The organism is Agrobacterium sp. CFBP 3001 (assembly GCF_027871605.1).
Classification (GTDB): domain Bacteria; phylum Pseudomonadota; class Alphaproteobacteria; order Rhizobiales; family Rhizobiaceae; genus Agrobacterium; species Agrobacterium leguminum.
This window is the reverse complement of record NZ_JAQAHD010000017.1, coordinates 82,054-99,347: the sequence shown is the minus strand read 5'-3', so window position 1 is coordinate 99,347 and position 17,294 is coordinate 82,054. Positions and strand designations below refer to the sequence as shown.

The following is a 17,294-nucleotide window of genomic DNA, read 5'->3' as shown; positions in this document are numbered from 1 at the left end:
AAACGACGGATGGGTCAATGCCGCGATAAAGCTGCGTCCAGTGCGGTTGGAGTGGTTGACCGAACGTTGCGCCCATGACTGCCCGTGCCTGACAGAATCCAGTCTTGTCACCCGGCACGGTTTTCAGGAAAACAACGGCATTCATTTGCGGGCTTCCCTGCCTCGTTCTAGTGTTCTCCTGCTCGAACCCTCCGCAGGGTTGCGAGCCACGCGGGAGGACGCATGATCGACAAGCTGGAATTTTTCATTGCATTGGCGCGCGCAGGACATTTTGGCCGCGCGGCAGAGGAGTGCGGCGTCTCCCAACCCAGTCTCTCGGCCGCGATCCGGCAGCTGGAGGACCAGCTTGGTGTCGTTCTTGTGGTGCGTGCGGCGCGTTATCAGGGGCTGACACCAGAAGGCCAGCGCGTTCTCGAGTGGGCGCGTCGCATCGTCGCCGATACGCGCACCATGCGTGAGGAAATGCGGGCGGCGCGCAAGGGTCTGGCGGGCCACATCCGCCTTGCGGTCATTCCGACGGCGCTTGCGATGGTGCCGCGATTGACGGAATCCTTTCAGGCGCGGCATCCCGACGTGACCTTTTCCGTGACGTCACGCACCTCGCTTCAGGTCCTGAGCCAGATCGAAAACCTCGAGATCGACGCGGGAATCAGCTATCTCGACAATGAACCTCTTGGCCGAGTGACCACGGTGCCGCTTTATTCCGAGCGATATCACCTGATTGCAGCAGCCGGAACGCCGCTCGCCGATCAGGAAAGCGTTACCTGGAAGCAGGTTTCCGGTCTTAGGTTATGCCTATTGACTTCGGATATGCAGAACCGCCGCATCATCAACAAGCATATGGCGGAAGCGGGCGTTGAGGTGAAGCCGACATTGGAGTCCAACTCCATGATTGTGCTGTTTTCGCATATCCGAACCGGACAATGGGCTTCAATAATGCCGCGTAACATAGCGGAATCATTCGGTTTTCCAAAACAGATCAGAATGATACCGATTACCGAGCCGGATGCGGAGCATCTGGTGGGGCTGATCGCGACCTATCGTGAACCGCACACGCCACTCGTTTCTGCGCTTCTTCATGAGGCGCGTCAGCGCGCAGCGGCGATGGCTTTTGATAGGAATTTCCTATCGGTTGACGAAAACACATTATTGACCTGATCCGGCCGACCTCGCCATTCTCCCGAACCATGCAGGGGCTGCGCTGGCACTGAAACATGTGCCGTTCGCCATACCTGCCCCTGTCGGTTTGGGAGGACTGGCTTATGAATATCCGTGCGGTTGCCGCAGATGAGGCGGCTCGTGTTTCCGCCATCATTGACGAACTTCTCCACCTGGAGGGGCCATTGCTGCCCATTCTGCACGCGGTGCAGGAAGAATTCGGCTACATACCGGAAAGCGCCAAGCAGATCGTCGCATCCGCGCTGAATATATCGCGCGCCGAGGTCCATGGCGTCGTGACCTTCTATCCCGATTTTCGAGATCATCCGTCCGGCCGGCATGTGCTGAAGCTCTGTCGCGCCGAGGCTTGCCAGTCGATGGGTGGCGAGCCTCTTGCGGAAACCATCAAGAACCGGCTCGGCCTCGACTGGCACGAAACCGCAGCCGACGGTTCCGTCACGCTGGAGCCGGTCTTCTGTCTCGGGCTTTGCGCACAGGCGCCCGCGCTGATGCTGGATGGCGAGCTTCATGCGCGACTGGATGAGCACTGTCTTGGCGACATTCTGGCGGAGGCGCGCCGATGAGTGTCACCGTTTTTGTTCCAGGCGATTCCGCCGCGCTTGCCGTTGGCGCAGACCGTGTCGCCGAAGCAATCGGCCGCGAGGCGGCCAGCCGCAACCTCGAGGTTCATATTGTCCGCAATGGCTCGCGCGGCATGCTCTGGCTTGAAGTGCTGGTGGAAGTGCGCACGGAACATGGCCGTATTGCCTACGGGCCGGTCAAGGCCAGCGACGTTGCTTCGCTTTTCGATGCGGGTTTTCTCACCGGCGGCGAGCATCGTCTCTGTCTCGGGCCGACGAAGGACATTCCGTTCCTGAAAAGCCAGACGCGCCTGACATTTGCCCGCTGCGGCGTTAGCGATCCATTGTCGCTTGCGGATTACCGCGCCTATCAGGGCTTGAAAGGCCTCGAAAAAGCCGTCGCCATGGCGCCGGCCGATATCGTTGCGCAAGTGACCGAAAGCGGCCTGCGCGGACGCGGCGGCGCGGGTTTCCCGACCGGTATCAAATGGAAGACCGTCGCCGATGCGGTGGCCGACCAAAAATATATCGTCTGCAATGCCGATGAGGGCGATAGCGGCACCTTCGCCGACCGCATGATCATGGAAGGCGATCCCTTCGTGCTGATCGAAGGCATGGCGATTGCCGGCCTCGCCGTCGGCGCGACGAAAGGTTTCATCTATACGCGCTCGGAATATCCTTGCGCCATCAAGGTCATGGAGCAGGCAATCGCAATCGCCCGCCGCGAAGGCATCATCGGCCCATCCGTGCTTGGTTCCGGGCGAGCTTTCGATCTCGAAGTGCGCATGGGTGCCGGCGCCTATGTCTGCGGCGAGGAAACCTCGCTTCTGAACAGTCTGGAAGGCAAGCGCGGCACCGTGCGCGCCAAGCCGCCGCTTCCTGCTTTGCAGGGCCTGTTCGGCAGGCCCACCGTCGTCAACAATGTGATTTCGCTCGCCTCCATTCCGGTCATCATGGATCGCGGCGCGGCGTTTTATCGCGATTTCGGCGTCGGCCGCTCGCATGGCACCATTCCCATCCAGCTTGCCGGAAACATCCGGCATGGCGGGCTTTATGAGACCGCCTTCGGCCTGCCGCTCGGGCAGCTGGTCAATGATATCGGTGGCGGCACGATCACCGGCCGCCCGGTCAAGGCGGTGCAGGTGGGCGGTCCGCTCGGGGCCTATTTCCCGGTTTCGCTGTTCGACACGATCTTCGACTATGAAGCCTTCACGGCCGCCGGTGGCCTGATCGGCCATGCCGGCATCGTGGTTTTCGACGATACCGCCGATATGCTGCATCAGGCCCGGTTCGCGCTGGAATTCTGCGCCGTCGAAAGCTGCGGCAAGTGCACGCCCTGTCGCATCGGCTCCACACGCGGCGTCGAGACGGTGGACAGGATCGCGCTCGGCATCGAGCCGGAGAAAAATACGGCACTCCTCGCAGACCTCTGCGAAACCATGAAATTCGGTTCGCTCTGTGCGCTCGGCGGTTTCACGCCCTATCCCGTCATGAGCGCACTCCGGCATTTCCCTGATGATTTTGCCCCCATCCCACGTGTTGAAGCGGCGGAGTAAGACCATGGCCCTTGTAACAGAATTCGACTATGGAACCCCCAAATCCCACGCAACGGATATGGTGACGCTCACCATCGACGGCAGGCAGGTGACTGTGCCTGCGGGAACGTCGATCATGCGCGCCTCGCGCGAAGCGGGTATCGATGTTCCAAAACTCTGCGCCACCGACATGGTGGATGCCTTCGGCTCCTGCCGCCTCTGTCTGATCGAGGTGGAGGGCCGCAATGGCACCCCCGCCTCCTGTACTACGCCTGTCGCCCCCGGTCTCGTCGTGCACACGCAGACGGAGCGGTTGAAGCAGATCCGCAAGGGCGTGATGGAGCTTTATATCTCCGATCACCCGCTCGACTGTCTGACCTGCGCCGCCAATGGCGATTGCGAACTGCAGGATATGGCCGGCGCCGTTGGCCTGCGCGATGTGCGCTATGGTTACGAGGGCGACAACCACGTCAAGGCCCGCACTGGCGATGGCGATCTTAACGCGCGCTGGATGCCGAAGGATGAAAGCAATCCCTATTTCACCTACGATCCTTCCAAATGCATCGTCTGCTCCCGTTGCGTGCGCGCCTGTGAAGAAGTGCAGGGCACCTTCGCGCTGACGATCGAAGGGCGCGGTTTTGAAAGCCGTGTGTCGCCCGGCGCGCATGAGGCGTTCCTCGATTCAGATTGCGTTTCCTGCGGCGCCTGCGTGCAGGCCTGTCCGACCGCGACGCTCACTGAAAAATCGGTGATCGAAATCGGCCAGCCGGAGCATTCGCTGGTCACGACCTGCGCCTATTGCGGCGTCGGCTGCTCCTTCAAGGCGGAAATACGCGGTGAAGAGCTGGTGCGCATGGTGCCGTGGAAGGACGGGCAGGCCAATCGCGGCCATTCCTGCGTCAAGGGCCGTTTCGCTTATGGTTATGCCACCCACAGGGACCGCATTCTCAACCCGATGATCCGCGAAAAGATCAGCGATCCATGGCGGGAAGTCACGTGGGAGGAGGCTTTCTCCCATGTTGCCTCGGAGTTCCGGCGTATCCAGGGTCAATATGGCCGGGAATCCATCGGCGGCATCACCTCGTCCCGCTGCACGAACGAAGAAACCTTCCTCGTCCAGAAACTCATCCGCGCCGGCTTCGGCAATAACAACGTCGATACCTGCGCCCGCGTCTGCCATTCGCCGACGGGCTACGGTCTCGGCCAGGCTTTCGGCACCTCCGCCGGCACGCAGAATTTCGATAGCGTCGAGCAGTCCGATGTGGTGCTCGTGATCGGCGCCAATCCGACGGATGGGCATCCTGTTTTCGGCTCGCGGCTGAAGAAGCGGCTGCGCCAGGGCGCGAAGCTGATCGTCATCGATCCGCGCCGTATCGATCTCGTCCGCACGCCGCATGTGGAGGCGTCCTTCCACCTGCCGCTGAAGCCCGGAACGAATGTTGCGGTGCTGACGGCGCTTGCGCATGTCATCGTCACGGAAGGTCTGTTCAACGAAGCCTTCATTCGCGAGCGCTGCGACTGGTCGGAATTCGAGGATTGGGCCGCTTTTGTTGCCGAGCCTCAGCATAGCCCGGAAGAAACCGAAAGCTTCACCGGTGTGCCGGCAGAAGAGGTGCGCGGTGCCGCACGCCTTTATGCCAGGGGTGGTAATGGCGCCATCTATTACGGGCTCGGTGTCACCGAACACAGCCAGGGGTCTACCACGGTGATGGCAATCGCCAATCTGGCCATGGCGACCGGCAATATCGGCCGCCCCGGTGTAGGCGTTAATCCGCTGCGCGGTCAGAACAATGTTCAGGGTTCCTGCGACATGGGGTCTTTCCCGCACGAGCTTCCCGGCTATCGGCATATTTCCGACGATGCCACGCGCGACATCTTCGAGAAACTCTGGGGCGTGAAGCTCAACAACGAGCCGGGGCTGCGTATTCCCAACATGCTCGATGCGGCTGTGGATGGCAGCTTCAAGGGCATCTATATTCAGGGCGAGGACATTCTCCAGTCCGATCCGGATACGAAGCACGTTTCGGCCGGTCTCGCCGCGATGGAATGTGTCGTGGTGCACGATCTCTTCCTGAACGAGACGGCAAATTACGCCCATGTCTTCCTGCCGGGCTCCACCTTCCTTGAAAAGGACGGCACCTTCACCAATGCCGAGCGCCGCATCAACCGCGTGCGCAAGGTTATGTCCCCGAAGAACGGTTATGCCGACTGGGAAGTGACGCAGAAGCTGGCGCAGGCCATGGGTCTTGCGTGGAATTACGCGCATCCGTCCGAGATCATGGACGAGATCGCGGCGACGACACCGAGCTTTGCCGGTGTTTCCTACGACTATCTGGAGGAGAAGGGCTCGGTGCAGTGGCCCTGCAACGAGAAATTCCCGGATGGTTCGCCGATCATGCACGTGGATGGTTTCGTGCGCGGCAAGGGCAAGTTCATCCGCACCGAATATGTGGCGACGGACGAACGCACTGGGCCGCGTTTCCCGCTGCTGCTCACCACCGGCCGCATCCTGTCACAATATAATGTCGGCGCGCAGACACGGCGCACTGAAAACGTCGTCTGGCATGAGGAGGATCGGCTCGAAATCCATCCGCACGATGCCGAACAGCGCGGGGTGAAGGATGGCGACTGGATCAAGCTCGCCAGCCGGTCGGGCGATACGACGCTGCGGGCGCTGATCACCGACCGTGTGGCGCCAGGCGTGGTCTATACGACCTTCCACCACCCCGGCACGCAGGCGAACGTCATCACTACCGACTTTTCCGACTGGGCGACCAACTGCCCAGAATACAAGGTGACCGCCGTGCAGGTATCGCCTTCCAACGGGCCGACGGAATGGCAGGAGGAATATGATGCGCTTGGCCGCCGTTCGCGGCGGATCAGCGGCAAGCTCGAAGCGGCGGAATAAGGAGGGCCGGATGCGCCCGGCCTTGTCACACACAGAGGCGTCGGCCAGCAGCCGGCGCGGGGGAAGAGGTCATGTTGCTCAACCACACCGATGAAAAGCTGGTGAGAATGGCGAACCAGATCGCGACGTTTTTTCTGTCGCAGCCGGAAGATATTCGCATCGAAGGTGTCGCCACCCACATCAACAAGTTCTGGGAACCGCGCATGCGACGCCGGTTCTTCGAGATGGTGGATGCCGGGGCAGGTGATTTTCTGCCGCTTGTGCTTGCCGCGTCGAAGAAGATCAAGCGGCCCGATGATCCGGCGGCCGATGCCGTGGGCCTCGGCGACGATGCCAAGGGCGCGCCGGGCGGCAAAGGACCGATTGCGGGTGAGTCCCTTTCGGAACCGAGCGTCCCGGAAAGCACAGAGGCTTGAGCGGCGTGACCGGATAATCACATTTTCGGCCGGACGGGGGACGTTCGGCGATATCGATGTTCGCCCGGCGGGGCGAACGTGACATGTCCAGACATCCACGAGGGAGGTAATGTCAATGGCAGTAGCAGGTGCGACAGCGGGAGAGGCGGCGCAAGCCGGGTTTTTGGACCGCGAACGAATAATCGCAAGACCGGGTTTCAATCGCTGGCTGGTGCCGCCGGCGGCCCTTGCCATTCATCTATGCATCGGCATGGCCTATGGCTTCAGCGTGTTCTGGCTGCCGCTGTCGAAGGCGCTGCCGGCCACGGACCCCAGTTGCTCCAGCCTTACCCTTCTGGGTGCGCTGTTCACCACTGAGTGCAACTGGCGCGTGGCCGATCTTGGCTGGATCTATACGCTTTTCTTCGTTCTTCTCGGCTGCTCGGCGGCCATCTGGGGCGGCTGGCTGGAAAGAGTGGGGCCGCGCAAGGCCGGCTTCGTTTCCGCCTGCTGCTGGTGCGGCGGCATTCTGGTGGCGGCAGTCGGCGTCATCACGCATCAACTGTGGCTGATGTGGCTGGGCGCCGGTGTCATCGGCGGTATCGGCCTCGGCCTTGGCTATATTTCGCCCGTATCGACGCTGATCAAATGGTTCCCGGACCGTCGCGGCATGGCGACGGGCATGGCGATCATGGGATTTGGCGGTGGTGCGATGATCGGCGCGCCGCTTGCTAATCTGCTGATGAACAACTTCAAGACGGACGTTTCGGTCGGCGTCTGGCAGACTTTCGTGGTCATGGCCCTGATCTATTTCGTCTTCATGATGGCGGGCGCTTTCGGTTACCGCATTCCGCCATCGGGCTGGCGTCCGGAAGGCTGGACCGCGCCTTCCGCCAAAAGCGCCATGATAACCCATCGCCATGTACATCTGCGCGATGCGCACAAGACGCCGCAGTTCTGGCTCATCTGGGCGGTGCTGTGCCTCAACGTTTCGGCGGGTATCGGCGTCATCGGCATGGCCTCGCCCATGCTGCAGGAAATCTTCGCAGGATCGCTGATCGGCTTGCCGGGTGTGGGTTTTGCGGATCTCGATGCAGGGCAGAAGGCGCAGATCGCGGCGATTGCTGCCGGTTTCACCGGGCTGCTTTCCCTGTTCAATATCGGCGGCCGCTTCTTCTGGGCGTCGATGTCCGACAAGATCGGCCGCAAGAACACTTATTTCTGCTTCTTCATTCTCGGCATCATTCTTTATGCGCTGGCGCCGACGCTTGCGACGATGGGTAACAAGGCGCTCTTCGTTCTGGCCTTCGGTATCATCCTGTCGATGTATGGCGGTGGTTTTGCGACCATTCCCGCTTATCTTGCGGATATTTTCGGCACGCAGTTCGTCGGCGCAATCCACGGCCGCCTGCTGACGGCGTGGGCGACTGCGGGCATAGCCGGCCCTGTCGTCGTCAACTACATCCGTGAGGCGCAGATCGCGGCGGGCGTGGCGCCAGGACCCGCGCTCTACACCAGCACGATGTATATTCTGGCGGGCATGCTGGCGATCGGCCTCGTGGCCAATGCCTTCGTGCGGCCGCTTTCGGACAAGTGGTTCATGTCGGATGCGGAGGTCGCGACGCTGCAGGCAAAGACGGCGGCCGCAAATGCCGGCCCGACAGGCTCCTTCGGCATCGGACGTGGCGGGCTGGACACCAAGGCGGCACTTGCCTGGGTTGCTGTCGGTATTCCGCTTCTGTGGGGCGTATGGGTTACCGTGAAGAGCAGCCTTGCGCTGTTCGGCTGAGCCATCAGGCCCGAAAAGCATATGCCGGCGCATGGCCGGCATATGATCTGATAAAAGCGAAAACGTGCAGCTTGCCGGTAAGGCGTCCATCAACGCCAGCTGGCAAGCAGTCCTTCGAGTGTTGCGCGGTCTTCTTTGTCCAGACGGGCAAGTCCCGGCGCACGCACGGGGCCAACCGTCATCCCCAGAATTTCCATGGCTTCCTTCACAACGGTCACATTCGCGCCGTTGCGATATCGTGTCCGCAGCCGTTCGAACAATTCGATCTTTTCGATGATCTTCCGTGCGGCCGGGAAATTGCCGGCCGTCAGAGCGTCATGAACCTGCAGCGAAAATTGCGGCGCGACATTGACGAGACCGGATGTAAAGCCGCGCGCACCAACCGCCGCGAAGGCAGGCGCCCAGCTTTCAGCCAGTCCACAGACATATAGAGCGCCGTTCGGATCGGAAGCGGCAATCGCGCGCGACAGAAGCATGATGTCGGTCGTCGCGAACTTGATGCCGGCGACATTCGGGTGGCCGGCGAGCCTTACCATGTCATCGACCGAAAAGCCGTCCGCCCGGACATAGGCGACCAGCGGCAATTCGCTGCCCTCCGCAAGGCCGATAAAATAGTCGATCTGCGATTGCGGGGCTGCAAAAGGGTCGACCGGCTGATGCGACATGACGGCGGATGCGCCCATTTCTTTTGCCTGACGCGCCATGGAGAGCGCCTCGCGCTGCGAGCGGCCAATCGCCGCCGTAACCGGGGCTTTGCCGCTGACGCCTTTTATCGCAGCCTCATAAACCTTCAGAATTTCCGCGGGCGTCAAGGCGTAGAATTCGCCCGTATTGCCTGCCGCAACGATATTGTGGATGCCTGCCTTCGCGACGCGGGCGTAAACCTCGGCTGTAACACCGGTCTCCACTTCGCCGCTTGCATCGTAAGCCGTTACCGGAACACCGGAGATGCCCTGCAGGGCCTGGCGAAAATCGAATGTCGTCATCAACTGGGTTCCTTAAGATCAAAAGTCATCTTCAGATGGAGAATTTGTGAACGGGTGTGCCGGCGACCGGGGCATCGAATGCGACAACCGTGCCTGCGGTGGTTATTCCGTCCGTCTCGGTGACGAGACTTGTGAGGTATATCGTCTTGAGGTCGGGACCGCCGAAACACGGCATGGTCGGCCCCTTGAATGGCAGCCTGTAAATCTCGAACAATTCGCCGTCCGGTGAAAAACGGTTGAGACGTCCCGCCTGAACGCCGGCGCTCCAGTAACAGCCTTCGCAATCGGTCGCCGCACCGTCCGGCCTGCCTTCATCCGGCGCGAAATCGTGCAGGCGTTCGGCCGGGCCGAGCCTGCCGGTCGCGACATCGAAATCGAACGCCTGATACATGAGGCCGCTGCTGTCGGAATGGTACATGCGCCTGCCGTCCGGGCTCCAGGCAAGCCCGTTCGATGTGAACATGTCGCCATCGATGATGCATTCGATGCCGCCATCCGGGGCGACGCGATAGAGGCGGGCATTGCCTGTCTGTATCGCGGCCTCGTCGCGGGTCCCCACCCAGAAATGGCCGTCCGGACCGACCTTTCCGTCGTTGAGGCGGCTGTCGGGCCGCCCGTCGTCCGGGTCGCAGAGAAGATCGAGCTTGCCGCTCGCGGGATCGAGAAGATGCACACCGGTCTTGAGGCCCGCCACGATCAAGCCATTGTCGCAAAGGCCGAGACAGCCCACCTGGGCGGGCATGTCGTATCTGTCGAGTTTTCCACCGGGATGCAGGCGAAAAATGGCAGGCGCGAGAATATCGACGAACCACAGATCGCCGGTTCGCTCGTCCCAGGCAGGCGATTCGCCGACCTTCAGCGGGGTATCGATCAGGGAACGGAGCTTCGGTTCTATGACGTGTGGCTGGCTCACTGGTTCCTCTCCCTCATCCGCCCTTTATGATTCTGTTTTCGACATTGCAGGGTGCGGCCTAGCTGCCGACGCCCTGAAACATGCGGGCGCGCGCCTTCAATATGTGGTCTTTCATCGCGTCATGCGCGGCCTGCTCACGCCGCGCAAAAATCGCTTCCACGATGGCCGTGTGCTCGTTCTGGACTTCGCGCACATGCTGCGGCGTCCGCTTGAGGCTGAGGCTGCGTGTCACCGACTGGCCGATGGCGAAATGGGGCTTGAACCAGATCCGCACCGTGATGTGGAACTGGTTATGGCTCGCCTTCGCGATGGCTTCGTGCAGGGCGAAGTCTTCCTCCGCGCCGAGATCGTTGCGCTCGAGACACTGTTCCAGCGCGGCTATCGCCTGCTCGATACGCACCCTGTCCGCTGCCTGCCAGTTGCGCGCCGCAAGCTCGGCCGCGGAAGCCTCCAATCCGGCCCTGAACTCAAAAAAACGCTGCACGTCGGCCAGCGAGCCGACCGGCACCTGTTGCAACACGGAAGAATCCGGCTGCTGGCGTACATAGGAGCCGGATCCCTTTTGCGAAACGATAAGCTCGTCGTTCCGAAGCCGCTCCAGCGCTTCCCGCACAACCGGCCGCGACGCGCCAAACAGCGACGCCAGATTCTGTTCCGATGGCAACCGCTCGTTCACGGGAAACCGCCCGTCCGAAATCATGCCCACGATTTTTTCGTAGATGATGTCGCTCAGCCGAGTCTCGCCTCGAGCGGCGGCAGATGCAGTGTGATTGTCCATCAGCAGCCCTTCCGTTGCAAATCGCTGAAGTTAATGGGTTTCCTGCATTTCAATCGCAACAGAAATACCGGGGTTTTTGTGAGCGAGAGGGCTGTCGTGTCGATTTTTTCTTCAAGCCTGATCCTGAAAACCGGCCTACAAATAAAAAAGATGTAAAAATCTGTCAATACTTGTAATCATCTGAAAACGCTCATATGGTCTGCCCCTGCCGATGGAGGATCGGCGTGCTGGCTGGCCGGGAGGGCCGTCGCGGTTCGGTGGAAGCCGTTTCGCTGCCGGTGATTTTTTGGGAGGATTGTCGATGCGCGATGGCGAAGCATTTTCACTGGGCGTAACGCGCCGAACCTTTATGGCGGGTGTTGGCGGCGTGGCCGCCCTTTCCGTCATCGGGACCTCGGCGCGGGCTGCCGCCGGCAAGCAGGCGCCGGAACTGGAGGCGCTGGTAAAGGACGGCAAATTGCCGCCTTTGGCCGAACGTCTGCCGAAAAATCCGATGGTGGTGACGCCGCACGAGAAAATCGGCACCTATGGCGGCACATTGCGCCGTGGCCTGCGCGGTTCGTCGGACCATAACGGCATCCTGCGCATGGTCGGCAATCAGGGCCTTGTCCGCTGGAACATGGATTTCACCGAGGTTCTGCCGAACCTTGCGGTGAAATGGGAAGTCAACGACGATGCCTCGCAATTCACCTTCCATTTGCTGGAAGGCGCAAAATGGTCGGACGGCCACCCCTTCACCGCCGATGACGTGGTGTTCGCCATCGAGGACTGCATCAAGAACAAGGAGCTTTACAGCGCCACACCGGCGCAGCTTTCCGTGGCCGGCAAGGCGGTCGATGTCGAAAAAGTCGACGATTTTACGGTAAAGTTCAAATTCGCCGCGCCGAATGCGCTTTATCTCGAAAACCTCGCCACGCCGCTCGGCCAGCATCCGACACTGTTTCCCAAGCACTATTGCAGCAAGTTCCTGCCGAAATACAACACGGCGCTCGATGCCGATGTGAAGGCGGCGGGTGTCTCCAGCTGGACCGAGCTGTTCCGCGCCAAATGCGGCGATATCGAAATTCCGTCCCGCTGGTCGAATGTCGACAAGCCGACGCTTGATCCATGGGTGGTGAAAGAACCCTATTCCGGCGGTGCGACACGCGTGGTTATGACCCGCAACCCTTACTTCTGGCAGGTCGATACCGAAGGCAACCAGTTGCCCTATATCGACGAAATCAATTTCGGCATTTCGCAGGATGTCGAATCGCTGATGCTGAACGTCATTTCCGGCAAGATCGACATTCAGGAGCGCCATATCAGCGTTCTCGCCAACAAGCCGACCCTGTCGCAGAACATGAAAAAAGGTGACTACCGCCTGCTGACTTTGGTGCCGTCTGCTGCGCAGCAGTGCCAGATCTACCTGAACATCACCCACAAAGACCCGGCAATGCGCAAGATGTTCGCCGACAAGTCGTTCCGTCAGGCATTGTCCATCGCGCTCAACCGGCAGGAAATCATCGACATCGTCTATTTCGGTCAGAGCGAGGGTTATCAGGCCGGGCCGCGCCCGACACATCCCTGGTACAATGAAAAGCTGGCGCGGCAATTCACCGAATACGATGCGGACAAGGCGAACGAGCTTCTCGACAAAGCCGGTTACGACAAGAAGAACGGCAACGGCATGCGGTTGCGGCCTGACGGCCAGCCCGTCTTCTTCTCGATTGACGTCATCCCGACGCTCTATCCCGATCTGGTCGATGCGCTGGAACTGGTGAAGGCGCAATGGGCGCAGATCGGCGTCGACATCAAGGTCAACACCATCGAACGCGCGCTCTATTACACGCGCGGCGATGACAACGCCCATGATGCCGCCGTCTGGCCCGGTCCCGGCGGTCTCGATCCGATGCTCGATCCGCGCGATTTCTTCGCCTTCCATCCGCAGGGGTCGCGTTACGCTATTCCGTGGGCGCTCTGGTACACGTCGAATGGCCAGAAGGGCGAAGAGCCGCCGGAAAGCCAGAAGCAGCGCTTCAAGCTGTTCGATGAGGCGCGCTCGACGGCCGACCTTGCCAAGCGCGGCGAGAAGATGAAGCAGATTTTCGACATTGCGGCGGAAGAGTTCGAGACAATCGGCCTCTGCCTTGCGGTGGGCGGTTTCGGCATCATCCGCAACAATCTGCGCAACGTGCCCGAGACCGAACCCGACAGCTGGTCGTGGCCCAATCCCGGCCCGGCGCTGCCGCAACAGTTCACCTTCACAAGCTGATATCGCCACATGGGCGTCGCTGCCGCAACGCGGCGACGCCTCTCAGGTTGTTTCGACCACCCACAGCCGCCTCCTTAGTGGAGGGCGGCGCGTGCGGCACAATGTGATTGCGAGAACGACATGCTGCTTTTTATCGTAAAACGCCTGCTGTGGATGATACCGTCCCTGTTTGCCGTCAGTTTCCTTGCCTTTGTCCTGATCCAGCTGCCTCCCGGCGACTATGTGACGACCTATATCGCCACACTGGCCGCCTCGAACGAGGTCATCGACCACAATACGGCGGCGCAGCTGCGCGAACGTTTCGGTCTCGATGACCCGATGATCGTGCAATATCTGAAATGGATATGGGGCATCGTCAGCCGCGGCGATTTCGGCATTTCGTTCGAATGGCAGCAGCCGGTTTCAGGCCTCATCTGGGAGCGCATGGCGCTGACGCTGGTTCTGGCCATCGCAAGCCTTCTTGCAACCTGGGCCATCGCGCTTCCCATCGGCGTCTTCTCCGCCGTGCGCAAATATTCGATTGGCGATTATCTTTTCACCGCCTTTTCCTTCTTCGGCCTTTCCATACCCTCGTTCCTGCTGGCGCTGGTGCTGATGTATGTCGCGGCGGTGGAGTTCGGGGCCGATGTCGGCGGGCTGTTTTCAGCCGAATACGAGACCGCCTCATGGAGCATCGCCAAGATGATGGACCTCATGGCCCATATCTGGCTGCCGGTCGCCATTCTCGCGGTGTCTTCCACCGCAAGCCTCATCCGCGTCATGCGCGCCAATATGCTGGATGAGTTGCCCAAGCCCTATGTCACCACCGCGCGGGCAAAAGGCTTGTCGGAGTTCAAGCTGCTGACGAAATATCCGCTCAGAATTGCGCTCAATCCGTTCATCTCCACCATTGCATGGCTGTTGCCCAATCTCATTTCGGGCTCCGTGGTTGTCGCCATCGTGCTCAACCTGCCAACGGCCGCGCCGCTGCTTTTGCAGTCGCTGATGGCGCAGGACATGTATCTCGCCGGCGCTTTCGTGCTGCTGATCTGCGCGCTGACGCTGATCGGATCGCTTATCAGCGACATCCTGCTTGCGCTGGTCGATCCGCGCATCCGGCTCGAATAGGAGGGCGCCATGAGCGATATCACCATGACCACCAATGCCCGGCAGGACCGCGCCGCCGTCGCCTCGCAGTGGCAGCTCATCTGGTGGGCCTTCAAGCGCCACAAGCTGGCGATGGCAGCCCTGTTCATCACCGTCGCCATGTATATCGTCGCGCTGGTGCCCGGCTTTTTCGCCATCAACGATCCGGTGTTGCAGAATGCGCGGGCGACCTTCCATCCGCCGCAGCGCGTCCATTTCATCGATACCACCGAGGGTTTCTCGCTCGGGCTGCATTATTATCCGCTGAAGCTGACCCGCAATCCTGAAACGCTGGCGGCGGTCTTCGTTGAAGATACGGCGAAGAAAATTCCGGTCCAGCTTTTCGGTCGCGGTTACGAATATTCCGTATTTGGCCTGTTCACCACGGATATACATCTGTTGGCCTCCACCGATAAAACGCGCCCGCTCTTCCTCTTCGGTGCGGATCGTCTCGGCCGAGATGTCTTCAGCCGCGTGGTGCAGGGGGCGCAGGTCTCCCTGTCCATCGGTCTTGTCGGCGTGTTCTTCTCACTGCTGCTTGGCGTCGTTCTCGGAGGCATTTCGGGATATTACGGCGGCCGCATCGATTTCGTCATGCAGCGCGTGATCGACTTCGTGCTGTCGCTGCCCACCATTCCCATCTGGCTGGCGCTGGCCGCCGCTCTGCCGCAGGGCTGGCCTGCCACGCTGCAATATATGATGATCACCATCATCCTGTCGCTGACCGGCTGGGCGCAGCTTGCCCGCGTCGTTCGCGGCCGGTTCCTGTCGCTCAGGACCGAAGAATTCGTGGCTGCGGCCAGGCTGGATGGCGTGCCGGAAGGGCGCATCATCTTCCGCCATATGCTGCCCAGTTTTTCGAGCCATATCATCGCTTCTGTCACCCTTGCGGTGCCGGCGATGATCCTTGCGGAAACATCGCTGTCCTTCCTTGGTCTCGGACTCCAGCCGCCCACCATTTCCTGGGGCGTGCTGCTTCGCGAGGCGCAGAACATCCGCTCGATTGCGACTGCACCCTGGCTGTTCCTGCCCGGTGTGGCGGTCGTCATTGCCGTCATGGCGCTCAATCTGCTCGGCGACGGCCTGCGCGACGCAGCCGACCCCTATAATAAGTGAGGCCCCGGATGAGCGACATTCTCTCCATGAAGCCAGCCAAGCCGCTGCTTGAAGTCCGTAATCTGGTGACCGAATTTCCGGTCAGAAACGGCGTTTTCCGGGCCGTCAACGACCTGTCTTTCTCCATCGATCCCGGCAAGACGCTCTGCGTCGTCGGTGAAAGCGGCTCCGGCAAATCCGTTACCGCCCGTTCGATCCTGCAGATCATCGACAGCCCCGGCCGCATTGCGTCCGGCTCGATCATCCTCAACCGCGCCGACGGCACGTCTCTCGATCTGGCAAAGCTCGATCCGCGCAGCCGGGCCATCCGCTCGGTGCGCGGCGCCGATATCGCGATGATCTTTCAGGAGCCGATGTCGTCGCTTTCACCCGTGCATACCGTGGGTGACCAGATCACCGAAGTCCTGCGCCTGCATCTGAAAATGAGCAAGGCTGAGGCGCGGGCCGAGGCCATCGAACTGTTGCGGCAGGTGGAAATCCCCAATCCCGAAAAGGCGCTGGATCGTTACGCCTTCCAATATTCGGGCGGCATGCGCCAGCGCGCGATGATCGCCATGGCGCTGGCCTGCAAACCGCAGCTTTTGATCGCCGACGAACCGACGACGGCGCTCGATGTCACCACACAGGCCGAAATCCTCGACCTGATATCGCGGCTGCAAAAGGCGCACGGCATGGCGGTGCTGTTCATCACTCATGACATGGGCGTGGTGGCGCAGATTGCCGATGACGTGCTGGTCATGCATCACGGCGTCGCCAGGGAATATGGCACGGTCGACGAGATATTCCACAATCCGAAAGATCCCTATACCCGCATGCTGATCGGCTCGGTGCTGAAACTGGAGCAGAAGGCGGAAATCCGCCTGGCCCGCCCGCCGCTCGATCTTGCGGCCGCGCCCATCCTCGAGGTCAACGACCTCTCCATGCATTTCGGCGAGATGAAGGCGCTGGACGGCGTATCGATCCGGCTGCTTCCCGGCGAAACGCTCGGCATCGTCGGCGAAAGCGGCTCCGGCAAGACCACGATGGGCCGCTCCATCATGCGTCTCTACGACCCGACCGGCGGCGAAATGCTCTATCGCCGTGCGGATGGTACGGTGGTCGATTTGGCGAAAATCGAGGGTGCGGAGCTGAAAGCCGCGCGGCGCGAATTACGCATGGTGTTTCAGGACCCGTTCGGCTCGCTCAATCCCCGCATGACGGTGGCGCAGGTCATCGGCGAGCCGTTGCTGGTTAACGGCATTGCCAGGGGCAGGGAACTCGATGAACGCGTCTGCGCCCTGATGGAGCAGGTGGGTCTCGATCCGGCCGGGCGTGAACGTTACCCGCACGCCTTTTCCGGCGGCCAGCGCCAGCGCATCGGCATCGCCCGCGCCATCACCCTGAAGCCGCGCATCATCGTGGCGGATGAGGCGACCTCGGCGCTCGATGTTTCGGTGCGGTTCCAGGTGCTGGATCTTCTGATGCGGCTGCAGGATGAGCTGGGGCTCGCTTATATCTTCATCAGCCACGACATCGGCGTCATCCGCTATATGTGCGACCGCGTCGGGGTGATGTATCGCGGCAAGCTGGTGGAAGTGGGAGACGCCGAAAAGGTCTGCAATGCGCCGGATCATCCCTACACGCAGGCGCTTCTTTCCGCCATTCCACGCCCGGACCCGCGGGACCGGGATCGTACCCGCAGATTCCGCTACGTCGAACCATCAGAAGTCAAGAACGGGGCCGTGGCCCGATAGTGCCGGGTCTGTTGCACGCTGTCATT

Annotated in this window: 13 protein-coding genes; 10 read left to right on the top strand and 3 right to left on the bottom strand. The window is 60.9% G+C overall.

Translation table 11 applies throughout. The features are described 5' to 3' along the window. Positions 1–222 precede the first annotated feature (222 nt). The 6 genes from PH605_RS19440 to PH605_RS19415 all read left to right on the top strand — a co-directional run bounded on the left by PH605_RS19440 (position 223) and on the right by PH605_RS19415 (position 8,366). The gene (locus PH605_RS19440) at positions 223–1,158 is read left to right on the top strand and encodes a LysR family transcriptional regulator (RefSeq protein WP_003521693.1); all 936 of its coding nucleotides are present in this window, start codon (positions 223–225) and stop codon (positions 1,156–1,158) included. A 104-nt stretch (positions 1,159–1,262) separates the two neighbouring features. After that, positions 1,263–1,742, top strand: a complete 480-nt coding sequence (locus tag PH605_RS19435; protein ID WP_065657697.1) for a formate dehydrogenase subunit gamma — start codon at positions 1,263–1,265, stop codon at positions 1,740–1,742. Continuing rightward, on the top strand, positions 1,739–3,295 hold the full coding sequence (locus tag PH605_RS19430; protein WP_142845731.1) for a formate dehydrogenase beta subunit: 1,557 nt from the start codon (positions 1,739–1,741) through the stop codon (positions 3,293–3,295). Before PH605_RS19435 ends, PH605_RS19430 begins: the two co-directional genes overlap by 4 nt. Positions 3,296–3,299: 4 nt before the next feature. Continuing rightward, positions 3,300–6,182, top strand: coding sequence for a formate dehydrogenase subunit alpha (gene fdhF / locus PH605_RS19425; protein ID WP_142845732.1), 2,883 nt, complete (start codon positions 3,300–3,302; stop codon positions 6,180–6,182). Between the two features lie 71 nt (positions 6,183–6,253). Next, positions 6,254–6,598, top strand: a complete 345-nt coding sequence (locus PH605_RS19420) for a formate dehydrogenase subunit delta (protein ID WP_065657700.1) — start codon at positions 6,254–6,256, stop codon at positions 6,596–6,598. Between the two features lie 115 nt (positions 6,599–6,713). After that, positions 6,714–8,366 carry an OFA family MFS transporter gene (locus PH605_RS19415; protein WP_142845733.1) on the top strand — a complete coding sequence of 551 codons (1,653 nt, stop codon included), beginning with the start codon at positions 6,714–6,716 and terminating at the stop codon, positions 8,364–8,366. Between the two features lie 89 nt (positions 8,367–8,455). On the opposite strand, the gene PH605_RS19410 is transcribed toward PH605_RS19415, so the two are convergent. From PH605_RS19410 to PH605_RS19400, 3 genes are read right to left on the bottom strand one after another with little or no spacing between them, the layout of a single operon-like run. Then, entirely contained in the window at positions 8,456–9,352 is an 897-nt protein-coding gene (locus PH605_RS19410; protein ID WP_142845734.1) for a dihydrodipicolinate synthase family protein, read from the bottom strand. Positions 9,353–9,383: 31 nt separating this feature from the next. Beyond that, complete coding sequence (locus tag PH605_RS19405; protein WP_125146227.1) at positions 9,384–10,265, bottom strand: SMP-30/gluconolactonase/LRE family protein; 882 nt, start codon at positions 10,263–10,265, stop codon at positions 9,384–9,386. Between the two features lie 58 nt (positions 10,266–10,323). Further along, on the bottom strand, positions 10,324–11,043 hold the full coding sequence (locus tag PH605_RS19400; protein WP_003521683.1) for a FadR/GntR family transcriptional regulator: 720 nt from the start codon (positions 11,041–11,043) through the stop codon (positions 10,324–10,326). Positions 11,044–11,344: 301 nt separating this feature from the next. On the opposite strand from PH605_RS19400, the gene PH605_RS19395 reads away from it, so the two are divergent. The 4 genes from PH605_RS19395 (at position 11,345) to PH605_RS19380 (ending at position 17,268) form a co-directional block, all read left to right on the top strand. After that, positions 11,345–13,294: an ABC transporter substrate-binding protein gene (locus PH605_RS19395; RefSeq protein ID WP_142845735.1), complete on the top strand. Its 1,950-nt coding sequence runs from the start codon at positions 11,345–11,347 to the stop codon at positions 13,292–13,294. Between the two features lie 120 nt (positions 13,295–13,414). Further along, a complete protein-coding gene (locus tag PH605_RS19390) occupies positions 13,415–14,401 on the top strand; it encodes an ABC transporter permease (RefSeq protein ID WP_003521681.1) in 987 nt (328 codons plus the stop codon). A 9-nt stretch (positions 14,402–14,410) separates the two neighbouring features. Then, entirely contained in the window at positions 14,411–15,535 is a 1,125-nt protein-coding gene (locus PH605_RS19385) for an ABC transporter permease (RefSeq protein ID WP_003521679.1), read from the top strand. A gap of 8 nt (positions 15,536–15,543) precedes the next feature. Further along, positions 15,544–17,268 carry an ABC transporter ATP-binding protein gene (locus PH605_RS19380; RefSeq protein WP_161987951.1) on the top strand — a complete coding sequence of 575 codons (1,725 nt, stop codon included), beginning with the start codon at positions 15,544–15,546 and terminating at the stop codon, positions 17,266–17,268. The last annotated feature ends 26 nt before the right edge of the window (positions 17,269–17,294 follow it).

Bases quoted from the DNA above. Each gene is read 5' to 3' on its own strand.
- PH605_RS19440 (WP_003521693.1), top strand. From the start codon at position 223: ATGATCGACAAGCTGGAATTTTTCATTGCATTGGCGCGCGCAGGACAT.
- PH605_RS19435 (WP_065657697.1), top strand. From the start codon at position 1,263: ATGAATATCCGTGCGGTTGCCGCAGATGAGGCGGCTCGTGTTTCCGCC.
- PH605_RS19430 (WP_142845731.1), top strand. From the start codon at position 1,739: ATGAGTGTCACCGTTTTTGTTCCAGGCGATTCCGCCGCGCTTGCCGTT.
- fdhF (WP_142845732.1), top strand. From the start codon at position 3,300: ATGGCCCTTGTAACAGAATTCGACTATGGAACCCCCAAATCCCACGCA.
- PH605_RS19420 (WP_065657700.1), top strand. From the start codon at position 6,254: ATGTTGCTCAACCACACCGATGAAAAGCTGGTGAGAATGGCGAACCAG.
- PH605_RS19415 (WP_142845733.1), top strand. From the start codon at position 6,714: ATGGCAGTAGCAGGTGCGACAGCGGGAGAGGCGGCGCAAGCCGGGTTT.
- PH605_RS19410 (WP_142845734.1), bottom strand. From the start codon at position 9,352: ATGACGACATTCGATTTTCGCCAGGCCCTGCAGGGCATCTCCGGTGTT.
- PH605_RS19400 (WP_003521683.1), bottom strand. From the start codon at position 11,043: ATGGACAATCACACTGCATCTGCCGCCGCTCGAGGCGAGACTCGGCTG.
- PH605_RS19395 (WP_142845735.1), top strand. From the start codon at position 11,345: ATGCGCGATGGCGAAGCATTTTCACTGGGCGTAACGCGCCGAACCTTT.
- PH605_RS19390 (WP_003521681.1), top strand. From the start codon at position 13,415: ATGCTGCTTTTTATCGTAAAACGCCTGCTGTGGATGATACCGTCCCTG.
- PH605_RS19385 (WP_003521679.1), top strand. From the start codon at position 14,411: ATGAGCGATATCACCATGACCACCAATGCCCGGCAGGACCGCGCCGCC.
- PH605_RS19380 (WP_161987951.1), top strand. From the start codon at position 15,544: ATGAGCGACATTCTCTCCATGAAGCCAGCCAAGCCGCTGCTTGAAGTC.